Origin of the sequence: Streptomyces sp. NPDC048197 (assembly GCF_043202395.1) — a bacterium.
GTDB classification, from domain to species: domain Bacteria; phylum Actinomycetota; class Actinomycetes; order Streptomycetales; family Streptomycetaceae; genus Streptomyces; species Streptomyces siderophoricus.
In genome coordinates this window covers 50,004-68,564 of record NZ_JBIDAJ010000034.1, presented here as the reverse complement: position 1 = coordinate 68,564, position 18,561 = coordinate 50,004, and the positions used below count along the sequence as shown (strand labels likewise).

The 18,561-nt window shown below is 70.7% G+C and carries 15 protein-coding genes; 11 read left to right on the top strand and 4 right to left on the bottom strand.

Going from position 1 to position 18,561, the window contains the following annotated elements; translation table 11 throughout:
* Positions 1-148 precede the first annotated feature (148 nt).
* Positions 149-439, bottom strand: a complete 291-nt coding sequence (locus tag ACGF4C_RS31880) for a hypothetical protein (protein ID WP_393570961.1) — start codon at positions 437-439, stop codon at positions 149-151.
* Positions 436-1,050, bottom strand: coding sequence for a hypothetical protein (locus ACGF4C_RS31875; protein ID WP_393570959.1), 615 nt, complete (start codon positions 1,048-1,050; stop codon positions 436-438). Before ACGF4C_RS31875 ends, ACGF4C_RS31880 begins: the two co-directional genes overlap by 4 nt.
* A 676-nt stretch (positions 1,051-1,726) precedes the next feature.
* Here ACGF4C_RS31875 and ACGF4C_RS31870 point away from each other — a divergent pair.
* The 10 genes from ACGF4C_RS31870 to ACGF4C_RS31825 all read left to right on the top strand — a co-directional run bounded on the left by ACGF4C_RS31870 (position 1,727) and on the right by ACGF4C_RS31825 (position 14,461).
* Entirely contained in the window at positions 1,727-4,414 is a 2,688-nt protein-coding gene (locus tag ACGF4C_RS31870) for a SpoIIE family protein phosphatase (protein WP_393570957.1), read from the top strand.
* A gap of 423 nt (positions 4,415-4,837) precedes the next feature.
* Positions 4,838-5,980 carry an ABC transporter substrate-binding protein gene (locus tag ACGF4C_RS31865; protein WP_393570955.1) on the top strand — a complete coding sequence of 381 codons (1,143 nt, stop codon included), beginning with the start codon at positions 4,838-4,840 and terminating at the stop codon, positions 5,978-5,980.
* Between the two features lie 628 nt (positions 5,981-6,608).
* Positions 6,609-7,007 carry a lipocalin-like domain-containing protein gene (locus ACGF4C_RS31860; RefSeq protein WP_393570953.1) on the top strand — a complete coding sequence of 133 codons (399 nt, stop codon included), beginning with the start codon at positions 6,609-6,611 and terminating at the stop codon, positions 7,005-7,007.
* Between the two features lie 105 nt (positions 7,008-7,112).
* A complete protein-coding gene (locus tag ACGF4C_RS31855) occupies positions 7,113-7,985 on the top strand; it encodes a fumarylacetoacetate hydrolase family protein (RefSeq protein WP_393570951.1) in 873 nt (290 codons plus the stop codon).
* Between the two features lie 43 nt (positions 7,986-8,028).
* Complete coding sequence (locus tag ACGF4C_RS31850; protein WP_393570949.1) at positions 8,029-8,949, top strand: VOC family protein; 921 nt, start codon at positions 8,029-8,031, stop codon at positions 8,947-8,949.
* Positions 8,950-8,973: 24 nt separating this feature from the next.
* On the top strand, positions 8,974-10,689 hold the full coding sequence (locus ACGF4C_RS31845) for a bifunctional 3-(3-hydroxy-phenyl)propionate/3-hydroxycinnamic acid hydroxylase (RefSeq protein ID WP_393570947.1): 1,716 nt from the start codon (positions 8,974-8,976) through the stop codon (positions 10,687-10,689).
* A 140-nt stretch (positions 10,690-10,829) separates the two neighbouring features.
* Positions 10,830-12,116, top strand: coding sequence for a PucR family transcriptional regulator (locus ACGF4C_RS31840; protein WP_393570945.1), 1,287 nt, complete (start codon positions 10,830-10,832; stop codon positions 12,114-12,116).
* Between the two features lie 158 nt (positions 12,117-12,274).
* Positions 12,275-12,568 (top strand): hypothetical protein, encoded by a 294-nt coding sequence (locus tag ACGF4C_RS31835; protein ID WP_393570943.1) that lies wholly within the window; start codon positions 12,275-12,277, stop codon positions 12,566-12,568.
* A gap of 270 nt (positions 12,569-12,838) precedes the next feature.
* Positions 12,839-13,336 carry a GNAT family N-acetyltransferase gene (locus ACGF4C_RS31830; protein ID WP_393570941.1) on the top strand — a complete coding sequence of 166 codons (498 nt, stop codon included), beginning with the start codon at positions 12,839-12,841 and terminating at the stop codon, positions 13,334-13,336.
* A gap of 132 nt (positions 13,337-13,468) precedes the next feature.
* Entirely contained in the window at positions 13,469-14,461 is a 993-nt protein-coding gene (locus ACGF4C_RS31825; protein WP_393570939.1) for an NAD(P)H-dependent flavin oxidoreductase, read from the top strand.
* 143 nt (positions 14,462-14,604) lie between these two features.
* Here ACGF4C_RS31825 and ACGF4C_RS31820 read toward each other — a convergent pair whose 3' ends face one another.
* Positions 14,605-15,732, bottom strand: coding sequence for an NADH:flavin oxidoreductase (locus ACGF4C_RS31820; protein WP_393570937.1), 1,128 nt, complete (start codon positions 15,730-15,732; stop codon positions 14,605-14,607).
* Positions 15,733-16,048: 316 nt separating this feature from the next.
* Here ACGF4C_RS31820 and ACGF4C_RS31815 point away from each other — a divergent pair, with 316 nt between their 5' ends.
* Entirely contained in the window at positions 16,049-16,747 is a 699-nt protein-coding gene (locus tag ACGF4C_RS31815; protein ID WP_393570935.1) for a VOC family protein, read from the top strand.
* 142 nt (positions 16,748-16,889) lie between these two features.
* On the opposite strand, the gene ACGF4C_RS31810 is transcribed toward ACGF4C_RS31815, so the two are convergent.
* Positions 16,890-18,131 carry a phage tail tip lysozyme gene (locus tag ACGF4C_RS31810; RefSeq protein ID WP_393570933.1) on the bottom strand — a complete coding sequence of 414 codons (1,242 nt, stop codon included), beginning with the start codon at positions 18,129-18,131 and terminating at the stop codon, positions 16,890-16,892.
* Between the last annotated feature and the right edge of the window lie 430 nt (positions 18,132-18,561).

Genomic DNA, 18,561 nt, shown 5'->3' with positions numbered 1-18,561 from the left:
CGCACCGTGGAATGAGCTGGTGCTGTGACCGGATAGGTTAAGTGGGCAGCGCCGCCGCACCAGAGCACGGCCGTTGCTATGCCGGCCAGCGCCTTCGCCGTGTAGCAGCTACCTCAGGCAGGGTCGCCCTGCCGTGTGAGCCACTTGGTCAGCGAACCGACGCCCGATCCTCACCCGGGACGGACGCAGCCCGGTCTTCGGGCTTTGAGACACAGCCGGCGGTGACAGCCAGGGTGCGCAGGACGGTCGTGCCCGCGAGTACGACCGAGGAGACCGGCCGTCCCAGCCATCGCGTCAGATCGCCTCGTAGGTGGGGATCGACCTCGACGGTCACCCGGATGTATCTGTTCTGCAGCGTGGTGACATTGGCGGGCCGGGGTGACGAGACGTCCTGCTCACGCCGCAATGCAGCACGGTAGCTTTCCTTGCGCTGGCTCATACCTCATCCTGACGCTTGATCAGTTCCTCTGCGAAGTCCATGTATGCCGAGCCCTTGGCCTGGACCGGGTTCCCGAAGGACTGGGCGTACAGGTCGAGCCGAGCGATCTGGGTCTCCAGCACCTCAAAACCCCGTTCGGTGAGTGCCTCGCGAGCGTCCGCATCGGGCCCGGTGCGCGTGGCATCGGGTCGGTTGGTGCGATTGAGCAGGACCGCCGTGCGGGCCGGCTCGCTGCGCAGGGACTGCACGTCCGCCATCTCGCCGAGGATGGGCGCCATCCGGTCCAGTTCGATGGGGGCGGGGGTCACGGGCACGATCCACTCGCCCGCGTATCTCATGATGCTGCGGGCGATGCGGGGATGGTCCTCCAGCTGAGGGGCATCGAGCACGACGGCCTGCCGGTTGCCGAGGAAGTCGTTCACGCGACGGTGGACGTCCCCCACCGGCAGCGCGATCACCGGGAACGGGAAACCGTCGGCCAGCTCGCTCCAGCGCAGCGCGGAGGCGGCCGGGTCACCGTCGACGAGCAGCGGTGACAGTCCCGACTCATGAAGGGCGTGGGCCAGCCAGACAGCACTCGTCGTCTTTCCGACGCCCGGCTTGAGGTTCACAAAAGCGCAGCTCAATGGCACAAGATCTGACAGTAAGGGGCACGAGTGCTCATTCTCGGGCGGCGCGAGGACGTGGCTTCGTGGTTCACCCGCAAGCAGGGAGAAACGTCGGACGCCCCGTGGCGGTCGCGGCCGACCGTGTGCACCACCGGTTGCATTGTTGCCGCCGGCTCGGGTTCCCCTCTCCCAGCGCTGGAAGGCGTAGCCGCGCCAGGCGGTCGGACGCCGACCGGATGACCGCACGAGGTGCTCCGGTACGCCGACCGGTCGCTTCCCGGAGGTCCGGGCCGTCGACGCGGCCCTGGACGCCATGCGCGCGGGTGCTGGCCCTCCCATGCCAGCCCGCCCCCGCCAGGCATGTGAAGGAACCCGACTTCGCCAGGCATGTGCATGATCCACCACTGCGCGCGCGGGCTGAGCCACCCGGGGCTGCGGCAACCACGTCCCCGCCGATGCCGGTCGCCGCGCGGGACGCAGCGGCATGCCTTGCCAGCTCCCGAACCCCACGGGGTAAATATGGACCATGACCGGACATTCAGGGCGCTTTCGGCGTTGGTTGAACCGTGCGCCCAGCCGTTCCGATTTCCGGGGCGTCTCCTCCACTGAGAGCGATCCGGACGACCGGCAGGGCGAACACCCTGTGGGGACCGGGGGCTCGCGGGGCCTGCGGGCCTGGTTGACGACGCGCAGCGTCGCCCGGGAGGTCTTCCTGCTCCAGCTGGTGCTCGTGGTTCTGCTCATCGCGGCGGCGGTGCTGGCCATCGTCGTCCAGACGCAGCGGGACATCATGACCGACGCCCGGCACCGGACGCTCGCCGCCGCTGAGTCCTTCGCGAACTCCTGGGGGCTTCAGAACGCGCTGAACAGCGACGATCCGACCGCCAAGCTCCAGCCCCGGGCCGAGGCGGCCCGCAAGGCAGCCGGCGTCGACGCCCTCATCGTGTACAAACTCGATGGGATCACCCTCACCCACAGCGACCCGCGGCAGATCGGCAAACACGTCATCGGCCCCTATGCCGAAGCCGCCCGGGGCAAGCCCTTCACCAGGACCTTCCAGGGCGCCCTGGGCCTCTCCGTGATCTCTGCGGCCCCCGTCAAGGACTCCTCGGGCCGGGTCATCGCCATCGTCTCCGCACCGGTCACGGTGGAGAACGTACAGAAATCGGTGAACCGGCAGCTGCCCCTCTTCCTGGGCACCGCAGTGGGGGCGCTGGCGCTCGCCGGAGGCGGCGCGGGGCTGGTGAGCCGCCGGCTGCGGCGGCAGACCCACGGTCTGGGGCCGACCGAGATGACCCGGATGTACGAGCATCACGATGCGGTCCTCCACGCGGTCCGGGAGGGCGTCCTCATCGTCGGCCGCGGCGGGCGGCTACTGCTGGCCAACGACGAGGCACGGCGGCTCCTGGACCTGCCGCCGGACGCGGAGGGACACCACGTCGGCGACCTGGGCCTGGACACTCGCACCGTCGACCTCCTGACGTCGGACCGGGCCGCCACCGACGAGGTGCACCTGGCCCAGGACCGCCTGCTGGCCCTCAACAAGCGGTCCACCGCCCCTTACGGAGCCCATCACGGGAGCGTGGTGACCCTGCGCGACACCACGGAACTGAGGTGGCTGACCGGGCGTGCCGAGAGGGCGCGGGAGCGATTGCGGCTGCTGTACGACGCCGGGGTACGCATCGGCTCCACACTGAATGTCGAACGCACCGCCGCGGCGCTGGCACAGGTGGCGGTCCCCCGGTTCGCCGACATCGTCGCCGTCAAGCTGCATGACCCGGTCCTGCAGGGCGAGGAGCCCGCCGCGGCCGGTACCAAGCTGCACCGGGCGGCCCTCGCGGGCCTGGCCGCGGACCATCCGCTCCACCCCGCCGGCGAGCTGATGGGGTTCGTCCCGGGCACCCCGGTGGCGGCGGGTGTGGACCAGGGCCGCTCCATGGCCGTACCGGACCTGGCCGGCGCTTCCGAATGGAAGTCCCAGAACCCGGAACGCGCCCGACGCATCCTGGAACACGGGGTGCACTCCTTGATGGTCGTACCGCTGCTCGCCCGGGGCGTAGTGCTGGGAGCGGTGGACTTCTGGCGGTCGGGAAGCTCCCCTCCGTTCGACGACGAGGACCTGTCCTTCGCCGAGGAACTGGCGGGGCGGGCCGCCGTGGGGATCGACAATGCCCGGCGCTACACCCGTGAACGCACCATGGCGATGACGCTGCAGCGCAGCCTGATGCCCCGCGGTCTGCCCGAGCAGGACGCCCTGGAGGTGGCGCACCGCTACCTCCCCGCGCAAGCGGGCGTGGGCGGCGACTGGTTCGACGTCATCCCGCTGCCCGGCGCCCGGGTCGCGCTGGTCATCGGGGACGTCGTCGGACACGGCCTGCACGCCGCCGCCACCATGGGCCGGCTGCGCATCGCCGTGCACAACTTCTCGGCCCTGGACCTCTCCCCCGACGAGCTGCTGGGCCACCTGGACGAGCTGGTGACCCGCATCGACATCCAGGACGAGGACACCGAGGCGGGGCCAGCCATCACCGGCGCCACCTGCCTGTACGTCGTGTACGACTTCGTCTCCGGACGGGTCACCGCGGCCACGGCCGGCCATCTGCCGCCGGCCGTGGCCTACCCCGACGGCAGGGTGGAGTTCCTGCACCCCCCGGTCTCACCGCCGCTGGGGCTGAGCGGCGGCCTGCCCTTCGAGCCCACTGAGCTGTCACTGCCGGAGGGGTCCCGTCTGGTGCTCTACACCGACGGGCTGGTCGAGGACCGCAGCCGCGACCTCGACGAGGGGCTGGAAGCGCTGCGTGCGGCCCTCGCCGAACCGGACCGTACGCCGGCGGAGACCTGCGCCACCGTCATGCAAGCGCTGCTGCCGACCAGGTCCGCCGACGACGTCGCGTTGCTGGTGGCCCGGACCCGGCGGCTGGACCCGGCACGGGTCGCCGAGTGGGACGTGGCCCGCGACCCGGCGGCCGTCGGCCCGGTCCGCAATGCCTGCGTCCGGCAGGTGACGGACTGGGGTCTGGAGGACCTCGCCTTCAGCACCGAACTCATCCTCAGCGAACTGATCACGAACGCCGTTCGCTACGGCTCCGAGCCCATCCACGTGCGGCTCCTGCACACCCGGACCCTGATCTGTGAAGTCTCCGACGGCAGCAGTACCTCCCCGCACGTCCGCCAGGCGAAGGACACCGACGAAGAAGGCCGCGGCCTCTTCCTCGTCGCGCAGTTCGCCGAACAGTGGGGCACCCGCTACTCCCCCAGGGGCAAGACGATCTGGGCCGCTCAGGCGGTCGCTCCCGACGCCCCGCCTCCGGACGAAGAGCCGGGCGAGCACCTCCCCGGCCGTCGAGGGCACAGCGGGGAGGGGTAAGGCCGTGGCCTGGCGGCCGCGCCCGGGGACGAGGGTGGTGCTCGTCGGTGCCTGGCTACCCGCGTGGCACCTGCTCGCCGCGGTGACCTGGCCCGATCACCGTCGTGGCCGAGCTCCGCAAGGGGAGCGGAGTACTCTGGTTCGGACCATTGCTGAAGAGAGAAACGTCAGACAGTGGCATGTCGCCTCGGTGTGGCGCCGGGACCGCCCGCATGCCAAGTCGTCGACGGCCCCGCGGGAGTGCCGAGGACACCCGCGCAACGAGCCTCTCAGGCCCCTCGGTGTACCGCCCCACCTCCGGGTGTTGCGCCGTTGGTGGTCGGGCCGCCGTACCGGCCGTGCTGCGACCGCACCCCTCGTGGCCGGCGCTGTCTGCTCCGCCGGCCACCGGCGGACCCCCCACCCCGCATTCCTGGAGGCGTCGTGGCAACACACCATCGGGTCCGCACAGGCGCTGTCGTCTGTTGTCTGGGACTCGCGGCGCTCGGGCTGAGTGCCTGCCAGGGAGAGGGAACCACCCGGCCGGTCGCGCCGGCCCGGGCCCAGTCCGCTGCGGATGCGGGCGGCACGGCCGCGCTGGTCAAGGCCGCCAAGCAGGAGGGCAGGCTCAACGCGATCGCGCTGCCGCGGCCGTGGGCCAACTACGAAGGGCTGATCAACGGCTTCGAGAAGAAGTACCGCATCAAGGTCGTCGTCGACAATCCGTACGGCCACAGCCAGCAGGAGATCGACGCGGTCAAGCGCTACCGCGGGCAGGAGCGTGCGCCCGACGTGCTCGACCTCGGGGACTCCTTCGCCCAGTTGGCGGCGCGCCAGAACCTGTTGGCCCCTTACCGGGTCGCGCAGTTCGACCAGATTCCACCGGAACAGAAGGATCCCAAGGCTCGCTGGTACAACAACTACGGTGGGTACATCTCCATCGGCTGTGACGCCACCCGCGTCCGGACCTGCCCCGACTCCTTCGCGGATCTGCTCCGGCCGGAGTACAAGGGCCTGGTCGCGATCCACGGCGAACCCACGATCGCGGGTTCGGCCTTCGCCGCCGTGTACGCGGCGGCACTCGCCAACGGAGGGTCATTCTCCGACATCCAGCCAGGCATCGACTTCTTCGCCCGGCTCGACAAGATCGGCAACTACAACCGGACCGACCCCAACCCGGCCGCCATCGCCCAGGGCAAGACACCGATCAGCATCGAGTGGGACTACCTCAACCTGCAGCACGTCGACCAGCTCCGCGGGAAGGGCGTGGACTGGAAGGTCTCCATCCCGTTCGACGGCAGCTTCTCGCAGTACTACGCACAGGCGATCAACAAGCACGCCCCCCACCCGGCCGCGGCGCGACTGTGGGAGGAGTACCTCTTCAGTCCGGAGGGTCAGAACCTCCGCCTCGTGGACTACGCCCGCCCGGTACTGATGGACGTCATGGCGAAGAACGGCACCCTCGACAAGGCCCTGGCCTCACGGCTGCCGACGGTCGAGGGCACACCGCAGTTCCCGACCGAGGCCCAACTCAACAAGGCGTTGCGCACCGTCCGTCACAACTGGCCCCAGGCCGTCGGCGACTGATCCGTCCTCGCCGGGCCCGGTGCGGACGCTGACGAACACGACGCCGTCCGTGCTGTCGCCGCATGATTGATCGCGTGACTGGCTGATCCACCTGCGGAGCCAGGGCGTGACCGGTGCCTGGGTCTCTCCGCTCAGCGCGGCCCTGCCGTCGCACCCAGCTGTGGGCCGGAAGGCGGTAAGGCCGCCGTGATCCGTCACTCGGGCCGCCAGGGCCAGTGCGCCGGCCAGCAGCAGCTCGGCGATGGCCCCCTCCGCGGTACGTGATCTGCGCTCCCTGTTGGGTCCGGCTGATGGCGGTGTGCATTGTGGACGAAGAATCCGCCGTACATCGCCTGGGCGATCAGAACGGGGACGGCGATCGTCAGGCCCAGGTTCACCAGCCGGGAACGCACACCGGGCCGGTCGGGCGCGGGGTCGGGGGCGGCGCTGGCGTCGGCGGGGTCCACGGAGCGCAATCGCGGCCGGGTTCTTTGGGCTCGCGGACCGAGGACGGCGGGTGAGGGTTGCGATTGGCTCGGGGTGTGGGCGGCAGACGCCGCCCCCTGGCCCGGCCGTCGGGTGCCGGTCCCTGGTGCCCCTGTGCGCCCGGTCCGGTCGAGCCGTTCCGAACGAGACCTGTGAGGCGTGCGTGGACGAGGATGAGATCGTCGGTGGCTGGAGCCTGGTGCACTGTTCGGTCGAGCGGGCCGGGAAGACGTCCCGGCCGCTGGGCGAGCGGCCCGGCGGGATGCTGTTGTACACCCACGACGGCTGGATGAGCGCGCTGCTGACGACCGATCCGGCCATGGCCCGGGCGGAAGCGGCGACCGGGGCCGGAGTGTCCGGCGGGACCGTGGCGTATGCCGGGCGCTGGGAGCGGACGCCGGACGGGTCGGTGCGCCATCACGTCGCCGCGAGCCACTACGGGCCTTGGGTGGGGACCACCCTGCAGCGCGCCGTCCACAGCGGGCCCGACGAACTGCTGCTGACGGCCTCCACCGACGAGGGAGCCCGCCAGCACCTGCGGTGGCGCAGAGCCCGGGCGTGAGCTCCACGGGTGCCCGTGGCCGCCTTTCCTCTTACCGCGCCGCCGCACCGACGGCGCACACCCCCCACTCCCCTTCCCCCCTTTTCCTTCCGGAGGTGGTGCGCCATGCGCACAGCAAATCTCGGTGACCGTCTGGTACTTGTCCACGACGACGGGGTGGTGGACGTCGAGAAGGTCAGTGACGGCCGCTTCCCGTCCGACCCGCAGGCCGTCTACGACCACTGGGAGGAGTTCACCGCCTGGGCCCGGACGCCCGCCCCACAGGAGGCCGAGCGCGTCCCGCTGGCGGACCACCTGCTCGGTGCTCCCGTTCCGCGCCCGCGCCAGGTGTTCGCCGTCGGGCTGAACTACGCCGACCACATCGAGGAGTCCGGCCTCGACACCCCTGCGCAGCCGGCCGTGTTCACCAAGTACCCGACGTCGCTGGCCGGTCCGTACGACACGGTGGAACTGCCCAGCACGATGGTGGACTGGGAGGTCGAGCTGGTCGCAGTCATCGGCGCCCGCGCCCACCGGGTGCGCGCGGAGGACGCCTGGCAGCACGTCGCCGGGCTCACTGTGGGCCAGGACCTGTCGGAGCGCCGTATCCAACTCCAGGGACCGGCACCGCAGTTCGCGCTCGGCAAGTCGTTCCCCGGGTTCAGTCCGACCGGGCCGGTCATGGTCACGCCCGATGAGTTCGACGACCCCGACGACCTGGCGCTCGGCTGCGCCGTCGACGGGGAGACGATGCAGGACTCCCGCACCGGCCGGATGGTCTTCCCGGTCGCCCAGCAAATCGCCTGGCTCTCCGCCATCTGCCCACTGCTGCCCGGCGACCTGGTCTTCACCGGTACCCCTGCGGGCGTCGGAGGCGCCCGCGAGCCACGCCGCTTCCTGGCCCCCGGCGAGCAACTGCACAGCTGGATCGACGGCATCGGCGTGCTGCGTAACCGAATGGTCGCCGGGCCCGGTTATCCCGACGGCCCCAGTCTCTGATCCCGACCGACCTCCCCGCCCTCCCCTGTTTCGAGGAGCTGTCATGCCCTTGCACCGTCTCGCCCGGATCACGATGGGCGTGCCCGACGTCGATACCACGCACGACTACTACGCCGACTTCGGGCTCACCGCCCTGGGCCGCGGGCGCTTCGCCTCGGCCGACGGCGGCGAGCAGCTGAAGATCGTGCCCGCCGCCCGTCGCCGACTGGAAGAACTGGTCATCGCGGTCGATGACGCCGATGACCTGGGCCGTATCGGCACCGCACTGGACCGGCTGGAGATGCCCTACGTCCGCGACGGGCACTGTCTGCGCGCGGTGGATCCGGGGACGGAGGTGACCGTCACCGTCGAGGTCCAGCCCCGTCTCGTGCAGCCGGCCGCCGAGCCGGTGCCGCACAACGGGCCCGGTCGTGTCGAGCGGCCCGACGGCCGGGCACCGGCGGTACTGCGCGAGGGCCCGGTCCGGCCGCGCCGCCTGGGGCATGTGGTGCTCGGCTCGACCGACCAGCCCGCCTCGCAGCGGTTCTTCACCGAGGGCCTGGGCTTCAAGATCAGTGACCTGGTCCCAGGTGCCGCCTTCCTCCGTTGCTCCACCGATCACCACAACGTCTTGGTGCAGCAGGCCCCGATCCCCTTCCTGCACCACTCCTCCTGGCAGGTCGATGACGTCGACGAGGTCGGGCGCGGCGCGACGCGCATGCTGGAGGGCCACCCCGAACGCCATGTCTGGGGCCTGGGCCGCCACCACGTGGGCTCGAACTTCTTCTGGTACCTCAAGGACCCGGCCGGCAACTTCTCCGAGTACTTCGCCGACATGGACTGCATCGTCGACGACCAGCTGTGGACGCCCCGGGTGTGGGAGGACGCCCGCTCGCTCTACAACTGGGGTCCGCCGGTCCCGCCCTCCTTCCTCCATCCCGAGGACCTCGCCGCGCTGATGACCGGCGCCCACGACGCGAGCTGACGAACCGCCAGGATCGAGGACACCATGAACGAGCAGCACAAGGACACCGGGCCGGGTGCTGGGACGGACACCGCCCAGGGCCCCGTCCCCGCCACCGGAGCCCCCAGAGTCACCGGCGACGACGTGTACGACGTACTTGTCGTCGGCGCCGGACCAGTTGGACTGACCACCGCGATCCGGCTCGGCGCACAGGGATGGCGGGTCGGCCTCGTCGAACGCTGGCCCAGGCCCTACCCACTGCCCCGGGCAGTGGTCTTCGACCACGAGGTCGCCCGCATCCTGGCCTCACTGGGCCTCGCGGACGACCTGGCCGCCTTCAGTGAACCGGCCGCGGACTACGAATGGCGCAACCGCAAGGGCGAGACCCTCCTGCGGCTGGCCTTCGAGGACACCGGCCACTCCGGCTGGCCGGCCATGAACATCTTCACCCAGCCGCAGCTGGAGGCCGCCCTGGAGGCACAGGCCCGCCGCACCGCGGGAGTCGAGGTGCTGCGCGGCTGGGAGGCCGTGGACCTCACCGAGAGCGCGCACGGAGTCTCGCTGACCGTGGCGGAGAGCGCCGGGGATGAGCCGGTGATACGTGGCGGTGTGCGCAGACATCGCAGGCTGCGCGCGCAGTACGTCGTCGGCTGCGACGGTGCCAACAGCTTCGTCCGCTCCCGGATGACGACGGCGATGACCGACCGCGGCTTCCAGCACGACTGGCTGGTCCTGGATGTCATCCCGCACGACCGGGGCCGGGACTTCGTCCCACGCAATCTCCAGGTCTGCGACCCCTTCCGGCCCACCACCGCCGTCTCCGGCGGGCCCGGCCGCCGGCGCTGGGAGTTCATGCTGCTTCCCGGGGAGTCGGCCGCGGAGTTCGGCAGCGCACAGAGCGCCTGGCGGCTCCTGGCCGACTGGGACCTGCACCCGGGCAACGCCACTCTGGAGCGGCACACCGTCTACACCTTCCGGGCCCGCTGGGCCGACAACTGGCGCGCGGGCCGGCTGCTCCTGGCCGGCGACGCCGCCCACCAGATGCCGCCCTTCGCCGGGCAGGGCATGTGCTCAGGCATCCGCGACGCCGCCAACCTCGCCTGGAAACTGGACCTCGTGCTCGCCGGCCACGCCGACGCCACCCTGCTGGACACCTACACCACCGAACGCTCCCAGCACCTGCGGCACGCCATCGAACTCTCCGTCTTCCTGGGCGGCATCATCTGCGAGCCCGACCCCGCCGCCGCGGAGATGCGGGACGCGCGGATGCTCGCCGACCGGCGGGCCGGGCGGGATCCGCTGGCGGACATGCCCCCGCAGCGCCTCACCGGAGGACTGCTGCAGCACGGAGCGGACGGCGCCCCGCAGGCCCCCGCCGGACAGCTCGACTGCCAGGGCCGGGTGCGCTTCCGCGGCCGCACCGGACTGTTCGACCAGGTCGTCGGCACCGGCTTCACCCTGCTGGCCACCGAGGACCCGCGCACCGTGCTCGACGACGAGGCGCTCGGCTGGTGTGAGCGGCTCGGCATCCGCCTCCTGCGGCTCACCGACCACCCGGCGGCGGCCGGCCCCGCCGACGTCATCGACCTCGACGGCACCTACCGCGCCCACCTGGAGCACTGCGGCCAGGAAGCCCTGCTGCTGCGTCCGGACCACTATGTCTTCGGCGGAGCGTCCCGCACGGAGCAGATGCCCGGACTGGTGGCGGCACTACGGCGAGCGCTCGACACCTCGTCCGCCGCCGCGGTGGCCGCCCGGTGAGGTGACGCCCTTCCTCCGGTCCGCACCCGGAGGGAGGGCCGGGCCCCTGGACAGGAGGTGGCGGTGATAGGGGTGGGGCAGGCGCGAGGACACGGTGCGGTCACCGGGCTCCCGCCCCACGCACCCGAAGGGCGACACTCATGACACGTCAGTGGCTCCGACAGCTCCGCCCGGACCCGGACCGCCCGTACCAGGACCCGGCGATTCCACCGGCCGCCGTGATCGCCACGGCCGCGGTCCTCGGGCCCGATCCGGTCCGGTGGGCGCTGCAGACCGCCGATGCCATGGCCGCGGAGGTCCTGGAGCAGGTTCCCGAACACGGCGGCGGCCCGGCGCCGCTTGCCACCCTGCGGCGCTCGACCGAGTCAACGGTCCTGGCGGCCCTGCGCCTCCTTTTCGCCGAAGGCTCCGGCAACGGCGACGCACTGCCCGAGGAAGCCCTGGAGAGCTGCCGCGAGTTCGCACGCCGGGGTCTCCCGCTCGACCGGGTCCTGCGCGGGGTGCGGCTCGGCCACGCCGGACTGACCCGGGAACTGACCTCGGCCGTCGAGCGGTACGTCCCGGCGGGCGAACGGCTCACCGAGCTGCGCCGGATCACCGAGGAACTCTTCTCCCACGCCGACACCCACGCCAGCCTGATCGCCGAGTCCTACCTCGCCGAGCGGGACCGCTGGCGCGGCAGCGACGAAGCGGCCCGCCGCGCGACGATCGACGACCTGCTGGCCGCCCGCCCGGTGGACCCGGAAGCCGCGACCCGACGGCTGCGCTACGACGTCGCCCGTACGCATCTGGCCGCCGTGCTGTGGTGCGACCGCACCGACGACCCGCTGCCCGCAGCGGAAAGGCTCCAGCACACGGCAACCGCGCTCGCCCGCACACTCGGCACCGGCCACCCGCTGACGATCCCCGCCACTGCGGACACCGCCTGGCTGTGGCTGCACGCCCCCGACGACCTCACAGGCCTGACCGGCCGTGTGCGGACCGGATGCGACCGCGCCCCGGGTGTCCGCCTCGCCCTCGGCCCGCCCGCCCACGGCACGGCCGGCCTGCGCCGCAGCCACTACGGCGCACGCGAGGCGGAACGCGTCGCCCGGCTCGCCCCCGGCGACTGGCTGACCGACTACCGCGAGGTACGCCTGGTCGCCCTGGCCACCACCGACCCCGAGCACGCCCGCTGGTTCGTGCACGACCTCCTCGGCCCGCTGGCCTCCGACGGCTCCCGCATGCGCGAACTGCGCGAGACCCTCCGCGTGTACCTCGCCGGGGAACGCAGCCTGAGAGCCGCCGCCGGCACCCTCCACGTAGCCCGCAACACCGTCACCTACCGGGTCAAACGCGCCGAGGAACTCCTGCCCGCCTCGACCACCGCAGGCAGCACACTGGAACTGCGCCTCGCCCTGGAGATCGCCCGAGCCGAGCTCGGCTGACGGCGTCCCTGGACGCCCCCGAGGGCTACCCGAGGGCGTGCGCGAGTGCCTCGTCCAGCACTTCCCGCGGGGCCGAGGACGTCGGGGCGACGGCCGTGCGAGCGGGGCCGGGCCGCCGGCCGCCTGGCGACCGCCGGGAAGGTGACAGGATCGGTTCCATGAGCACCGAGACAGACTGGGTGTACCGGGTGGAGGAGCCGCACGGCTCCGAGGGCTGGCGCCCCTACGGCGACCGTCCCGAGCGGTGGCGAGGGACCGTCACCACCGACGATCCCAACGAGGACGCCGAGTACGTCGCCGCCCTCGTCGTGACCGACCTGGTGTCCGAGTGGGACAGCCGCGGCGCCGAGCAGAAGCACGTGCGCGTGATCGTCTGGCAGCACGGGGAAGGCGCCGGCCCCGAGGACGCGGCTTTCACGGTCGAGATCCAGCCGGACATCGACGGAGAGTGATGCCCCTGCCCGCGGATCCGGCACAGGGCGGGACGGGACACCAGTGCGTTGCATGCTGCGTACGCGGCGCCCGACTCTGTCAGCGGCGACAAGGGATGAGAGCCCCACGTAATAGAGCCCCCGCTGTGACCGGCCCGCTACCTGCAGGCGCGGACCAGCAGGCCCACCGCCCCATGCCTACGCAGCGCAGGCGGCCTCCAGACCACGCCCGGCACGGATCCTTCACTACGTCAGGTCGTCCCGCGCCGACCGGCGGTAGCCTCGGGCCTTATGAGTTGGCTGCCTGACGACTTCGTCCACCCCGTCCACGTGCCCGTGCCTGACACCGCGCTTCACCTACGGCCGATCCGGGAAGCGGACACCGCGATCGACTACCCCGCCGTGATGGGCTCCCGAGAGCGCCTGTGGGAAATCTTCGGCCCGGCCTGGGGTTGGCCCCAGGAGACGATGACTTATGAAGAGGACCGCATCGACCTGCTGCGGCACGAGAAGGAGATAGCCGCCCACCAGTCGTTCAACTACGCGCTGCTGAACGAGGACGAAACGGCGATCCTCGGCTGCGTCTACGTCGACCCGCCCGAGCGCACCGGCTCCGACGGAGAGGTCTCCTGGTGGGTGGTGGACGACCTCGTCGGCGGTGAAGCGGAGCGCGCGCTCGACGCGTTCGTGCCGCAGTGGATCGCCGCCGACTGGCCCTTCCAGCAGCCCCGTTATCTGGGCCGCGACATTACCTGGCAGGACTGGCTCGCGTTGCCGCGCGCCTCGTGACATGGGTGCGGCGGTGCCTGAATCACGGCATTGAAGACCGTCTGATCGTTGTGTGGATGTGCCGTTCGCAACATTGACGTCGCCGCGTAACTCGGAAACCGAAACGCCCCGTATGAAGAGGACGGCATGACGATGTTGACCACACCTCTGTGCCGGCAACTGGGCATCGAGGTGCCCGTGGTGCAAGCGCCCATCGGATCCGCGGTCACCACCGAACTGGTGGCTGCGGTGGCCAACGCGGGAGGACTCGGCACCCTTGCTCTGACCTGGGTCACCGCCGACGAGGCGGTGCGCCGGATCCGGCAGGTTCGGCGGATGACACCGAGGCCCTTCGCGGCGAACCTGGTCTTGGATTTCCCCGTAGACGAGCTTCTCGACGCCTGCCTGGCGGAAAGCGTTCCGGTGATCTCGACGTTCTGGGGCGATCCCTCGGCGGTCGCCGAACGCACACACTCGGCCGATGCCCTGCACCTCCACACGGTCGGTTCCGTCGCCGAGGCCGAACTCGCCGTGGCCGCAGGCGTCGACGTGATCGTGGCCCAAGGGTGTGAAGCAGGCGGCCACGTCCGCGGGGAGGTCACCACGATGGCGCTCGTGCCCGCGGTCGTGGACGCTGTGCACCCGGTGCCCGTCATCGCGGCCGGCGGCATCGCCGTCGGGCGGGGCCTCGCCGCCGCACTGGCCCTCGGGGCCCAGGCCGGATGGCTGGGCACCCGCTTCCTGACGGCGTCCGAGGCGGCCACGCACCAGGTCTACCGTCAAGCCGTGATCCGGGCCGCGCCGCAGGACGCGGTGCTCACGCGGTGTTTCGACGGCGGCTGGCCCAACGCCCCGCATCGTGCGCTGCGCAACTCCACGCTCCGCGCCTGGGAGGCCGCGGGCCGTCCGGCCGCTCCGAACCGCCCCGGCGAGGGCGCCGTGGTGGCCCGGAGCGCCGACGGAGGGGCCTGGTCGCGTTACGACGACATGGTCCCCGCGCCCGGCATGTCGGGCGACGTGGAGGCTCTCGCCCTCTACGCGGGCCAGAGCGCCGGGCTCGTCCATGACGTCGCCCCGGCGGGCCGCATCGTGGCGGACGTCGCCGCGGATGCCGCGGCCCTCATGAGGCAGCCGCAGACCACCTGACACGGTCGGCACCCCGCCCACCACATCGCTCCGGCGGTGAGCCACGCTGCGGGATCGCCGGCGGACTCACCACCCCCGTCCTCCGAACGGACCGGCGACGAGCCCGAACCCCGCCACCGGCCCGTACCACCGGACAGGGCCTACTAGTGCAGCGTCTTCAGCGCCGCCGCGTCGTACGGCTTGAGCTCCTCGAACCGGTTGGCCAGCACCTTCGCCGCCCACTCCGGGTCCTGGAGGAGGGCGCGGCCGATGGCGACCATGTCGAACTCGTCGCGCTCCAGCCGGTCGAGGAGGTTGTCGATGCCCCGCACCGGGGCGCCCTGTCCCGCGAAGGAGCGGAGGAAGTCACCGTCGAGGCCGACCGAGCCGACGGTGATGGTGGGCCGTCCGGTGAGCTTCTTGCTCCAGCCCGCCAGGTTCAGGTCCGAGCCGTCGAACTCCGGGAGCCAGTAGCGGCGGGTGGAGGCGTGGAAGGCGTCGACACCGGCCGCGGCCAGCGGGGTCAGGATCGCTTCCAGCTCCTCGGGGGTCTCGGCGAGGCGGGCGGTGTAGTCCTGCTGCTTCCACTGCGAGTAGCGGAAGATCACCGGGAACTCGGCGGACACCCGCTCGCGGACCGCGGCGACGATCTCCGCGCCGAACTTCGTGCGGGCCACCGGGTCGCCGCCGTACGCGTCCGTGCGGCGGTTCGTGCCCGCCCAGAGGAACTGGTCGACGAGGTAGCCGTGGGCGCCGTGGATCTCCACGCCGTCGAAGCCGATGCGCTCGGCGTCCGCGGCGGCCTGCGCGAACGCGGCGACGACGTCGTCCAGGTCCTGCTGGGTCATCGCCCTGCCGGTGGGCTCGGCGCCCGCGGTGACCAGGCCGGACGGGCCAACGGCCGGAGCGTCGGCGAAGGGCGGCTCGCCCTGGTTCCGGACCATGCCGATGTGCCACAGCTGCGGCACGATCGTGCCGCCCGCCTCATGCACGGCGTCGACGACCTTCGTCCAACCCGCCAGCTGCTGCTCGCCGTGGAACCGCGGCACCCGGTCGCTCTGTCCCGCCGACTCGTGGCCGACGTAGGTCCCCTCGGTGACGATCAGCCCCACACCCGCGGCGGCGCGGCGGGCGTAGTACGACCGCACATCCTCGCCGGGAACGCCGTCCGGGGAGAACATGCGCGTCATCGGCGCCATCGCGATGCGGTTCGGGACGGTCAGGCCGTTGAGCGTGACGGGCCGGGACAGGATCTCGGCCGCGCGGGAGGCGGCGGACGCGGTGTCGGTCACAGGGACTCCTTCTAGGTACCAGGCGGTATGTGCACATGCACTCAATGCATTGCAGGCGTCAACCTTGACCCCCGGCGACGGCATTCCGCCCGCCCGGCCGCCTGCCCTGTGATTCCGGCCACGTACCCGAGGCAGACCTCCGGATGCGGGACCGCTGAAACCGGGCCGAGGCAAGGGGAGGCCGGAGGACCGGGAGCGCCCTCACGTGTGATCACCGACGAACGGCTCTCGGCCGGCAGCAGACAAGGCGTCCGCCCTGTCGGACCCCGGACCAGCGAGAGAGGGCGTTGTCAGCTCTGCCCGCTAGGTTGATCGCATGACACACGTAGCGGGCAAGTTCGAGCGTGTCCGGCCGCAGCGCTTCCACGAGACCGTCGGTCTGGAGGACTGGCGTGTCCTGAGTGAGGGAGCCTGCGCGTACTTCCGCACCGGGTCGTTGGCCGTCGGCGCGAGGCTCGTTCAGGCGATCAGCGAACTGTCAGGCGTCGGGGCCGGGCACCCCGACGTCGATGTGCGATACGACGGCGTGACCGTGCGGCTGATCACGCTCACCGACGACTTCTACGGGCTGAGCGAGCGGGACGTCCAACTCGCCCGGCAGGTCTCGGCCGTGGCACACACCCTCAACATCCCGGCGGACCCGTCCGCCGTGCAGACCGTCCAGGTCACCATTGATGCCCTTGCCGGCCCAGATGTGGTGCGGTTCTGGCGTGCGCTGCTCGGCTATGCCGATCGGGCGAACAGCCCTGAGGATCTGATCGACCCGGAGCGCCGCGGAGCTCCGTTCTACTTCCAGCAGATGGACACACCACGCCCTCAGCGCAACCGGATGCACGTCGACGTCTGGGTGCCCTACGACCAGGCCGAAGCGCGCATAGCGGCAGCCATCGCGGCTGGCGGCCGTCTGCTGAGCGATGCCCATGCTCCCTCGCACTGGGTGCTGGCCGACCCGGAAGGCAACGAAGCCTGTATCGGGACCGCCGGCTGGACCGGCCCGGAACCCGCTCGGCGGTGAACGCCCCCACCAGGCCGGCGACGGCTCGTTAGGCCTGCGCTTCGGTGTGGGCATCTCCAGCGGGTCTTCTACGGGCCGAACCGTTCGGGCAGGTCACGCCACTGCACACCGGTCCGCACCCGGCTCACCAACGACCGCTCCCTTACGGGTGGGCAGCGCGATAGACGTTCGCTGCGCGTTGTGCCGAGGGTCGGCGCTGCGCGAAGACCTGCTGGACGCGGGCATCGGAGCGGGGCAGCTTAGTGCCACCCTGCAGGATCGATCCGGGAACTTCGAAGTTGTAAAGGACCTCGTCGCAGGCATCGTTGACGGTCACCGTCGACCTCATCAGGACGGCCCGGACTCCGCTGAAGTGGTTACGGAGCTCGGTATCCAGGTAGTCGATCTGGGCATCCATGTTGAACACCGCGCGCGCCCCGAGCCCGCCCCCGCCGAACGGATGCGTGAACAACCCTGCGCGTCGGCCCCCTGATGTCCACTGGGCCAAGCCGATACCGGGAAGCGCAGGGCCCACGTTCTGGGCCGGGTTGCGGTTCATGATGTCGTCCGCTTCGTGGTCCACGACTACGCCCGCGAAGTTCTTCGATCGCATCGGGGTTTCGGCGGCGCTTCCCTCCACGCGCGGAGGGATCACACCGGACTCGGCGACGAGGTTGCCCAGCAGCCCGGCCGCCCCGTTCACCGGGTACCCGTAGTGGTCAACGAGTCGTTCCATCACGTAGAGAAGCCGCTGGTCCAGGGAGAATTTTTCCCAGGACCAAACCTCGCTCCAGTTGACGATGGCATCTAGGTCGCTTTGGAATTCCTCTGGGAGCGCAGGCCAGAAACGCGAGATCTCGGTGGGCCCGACATCGACCGAATCGCTGCCGATGTTGTACCGCAGATAGCGGTCATCCTTGAAGAAGTAGGCATGACCATCCCCCCAGTTGATGATTGTGTCCAGCTTGCTCTGGAACTCTGCCGGGAGCGCGGGCCAGAAACGGGAGACTTCGGTGGGACCGACGTCTACCGAATCGCTCTTGATGTTGTACCGCAGGTAGCGGTCGCCTTTGAAGAAGTAGGCGTGACCGTCTCCCCAGTTGATCGTGGCATCGAGATCACTCTGGAACTCGGCCGGAAGCGCAGGCCAGAAACGGGAGATTTCCGTAGGTCCGACGTCTACCGAATCGCTGCCGATGTCGTACCGCAGATAACGGTCATCCTTGAAGAAGTAGGCATGACCATCCCCCCAGTTGATCGTGGCATCGAGATCACTCTGAAACTCCTCCGGCAAGGCAGGCCAGAAACGGGAGATCTCGGTGGGCCCGACATCGACCGAGTCACTGTCGATGTTGTACCGCAGATAGCGGTCTGCCCTGAAGAAATAGGCCAGTCTGTCACTCATGATTCTCCGATCAGAGCCGCCGGCTGGACGACCGGCCGACAAGCCAGCGGCCCGCCCGAACCGGCCCCGTATGAACGCGCCAGTCAGGGACCTCGTCGATCACGAGGTCTGCTCCCGCCAGTACCACTGCGGATGCTCGGACTCGCCCTGATGCGGCCTCGCACGTCCACGGCAGAACAGGTCGTCGCGGACCGGAGTGCCTCGCTCAGGGGCCCCAGGAGAGCACCCCGCTCGGGTGCCCCATTCGAGTGTGCGCGCCCCGCCGTCATCGTGCACCCTGGCAGTAAGAGGGTCCTTACCAGGACGTTCGCGCCGGTTGGGCGCGGCTGAGCGCCGGCTCCACGGATCGGTCATCAGCTCACAGGCCCGGGCCGTCCACACCCCGGGGCACACGAGGGCGTGTGTCGGGAAACCCGCTCCGACCTGCTCT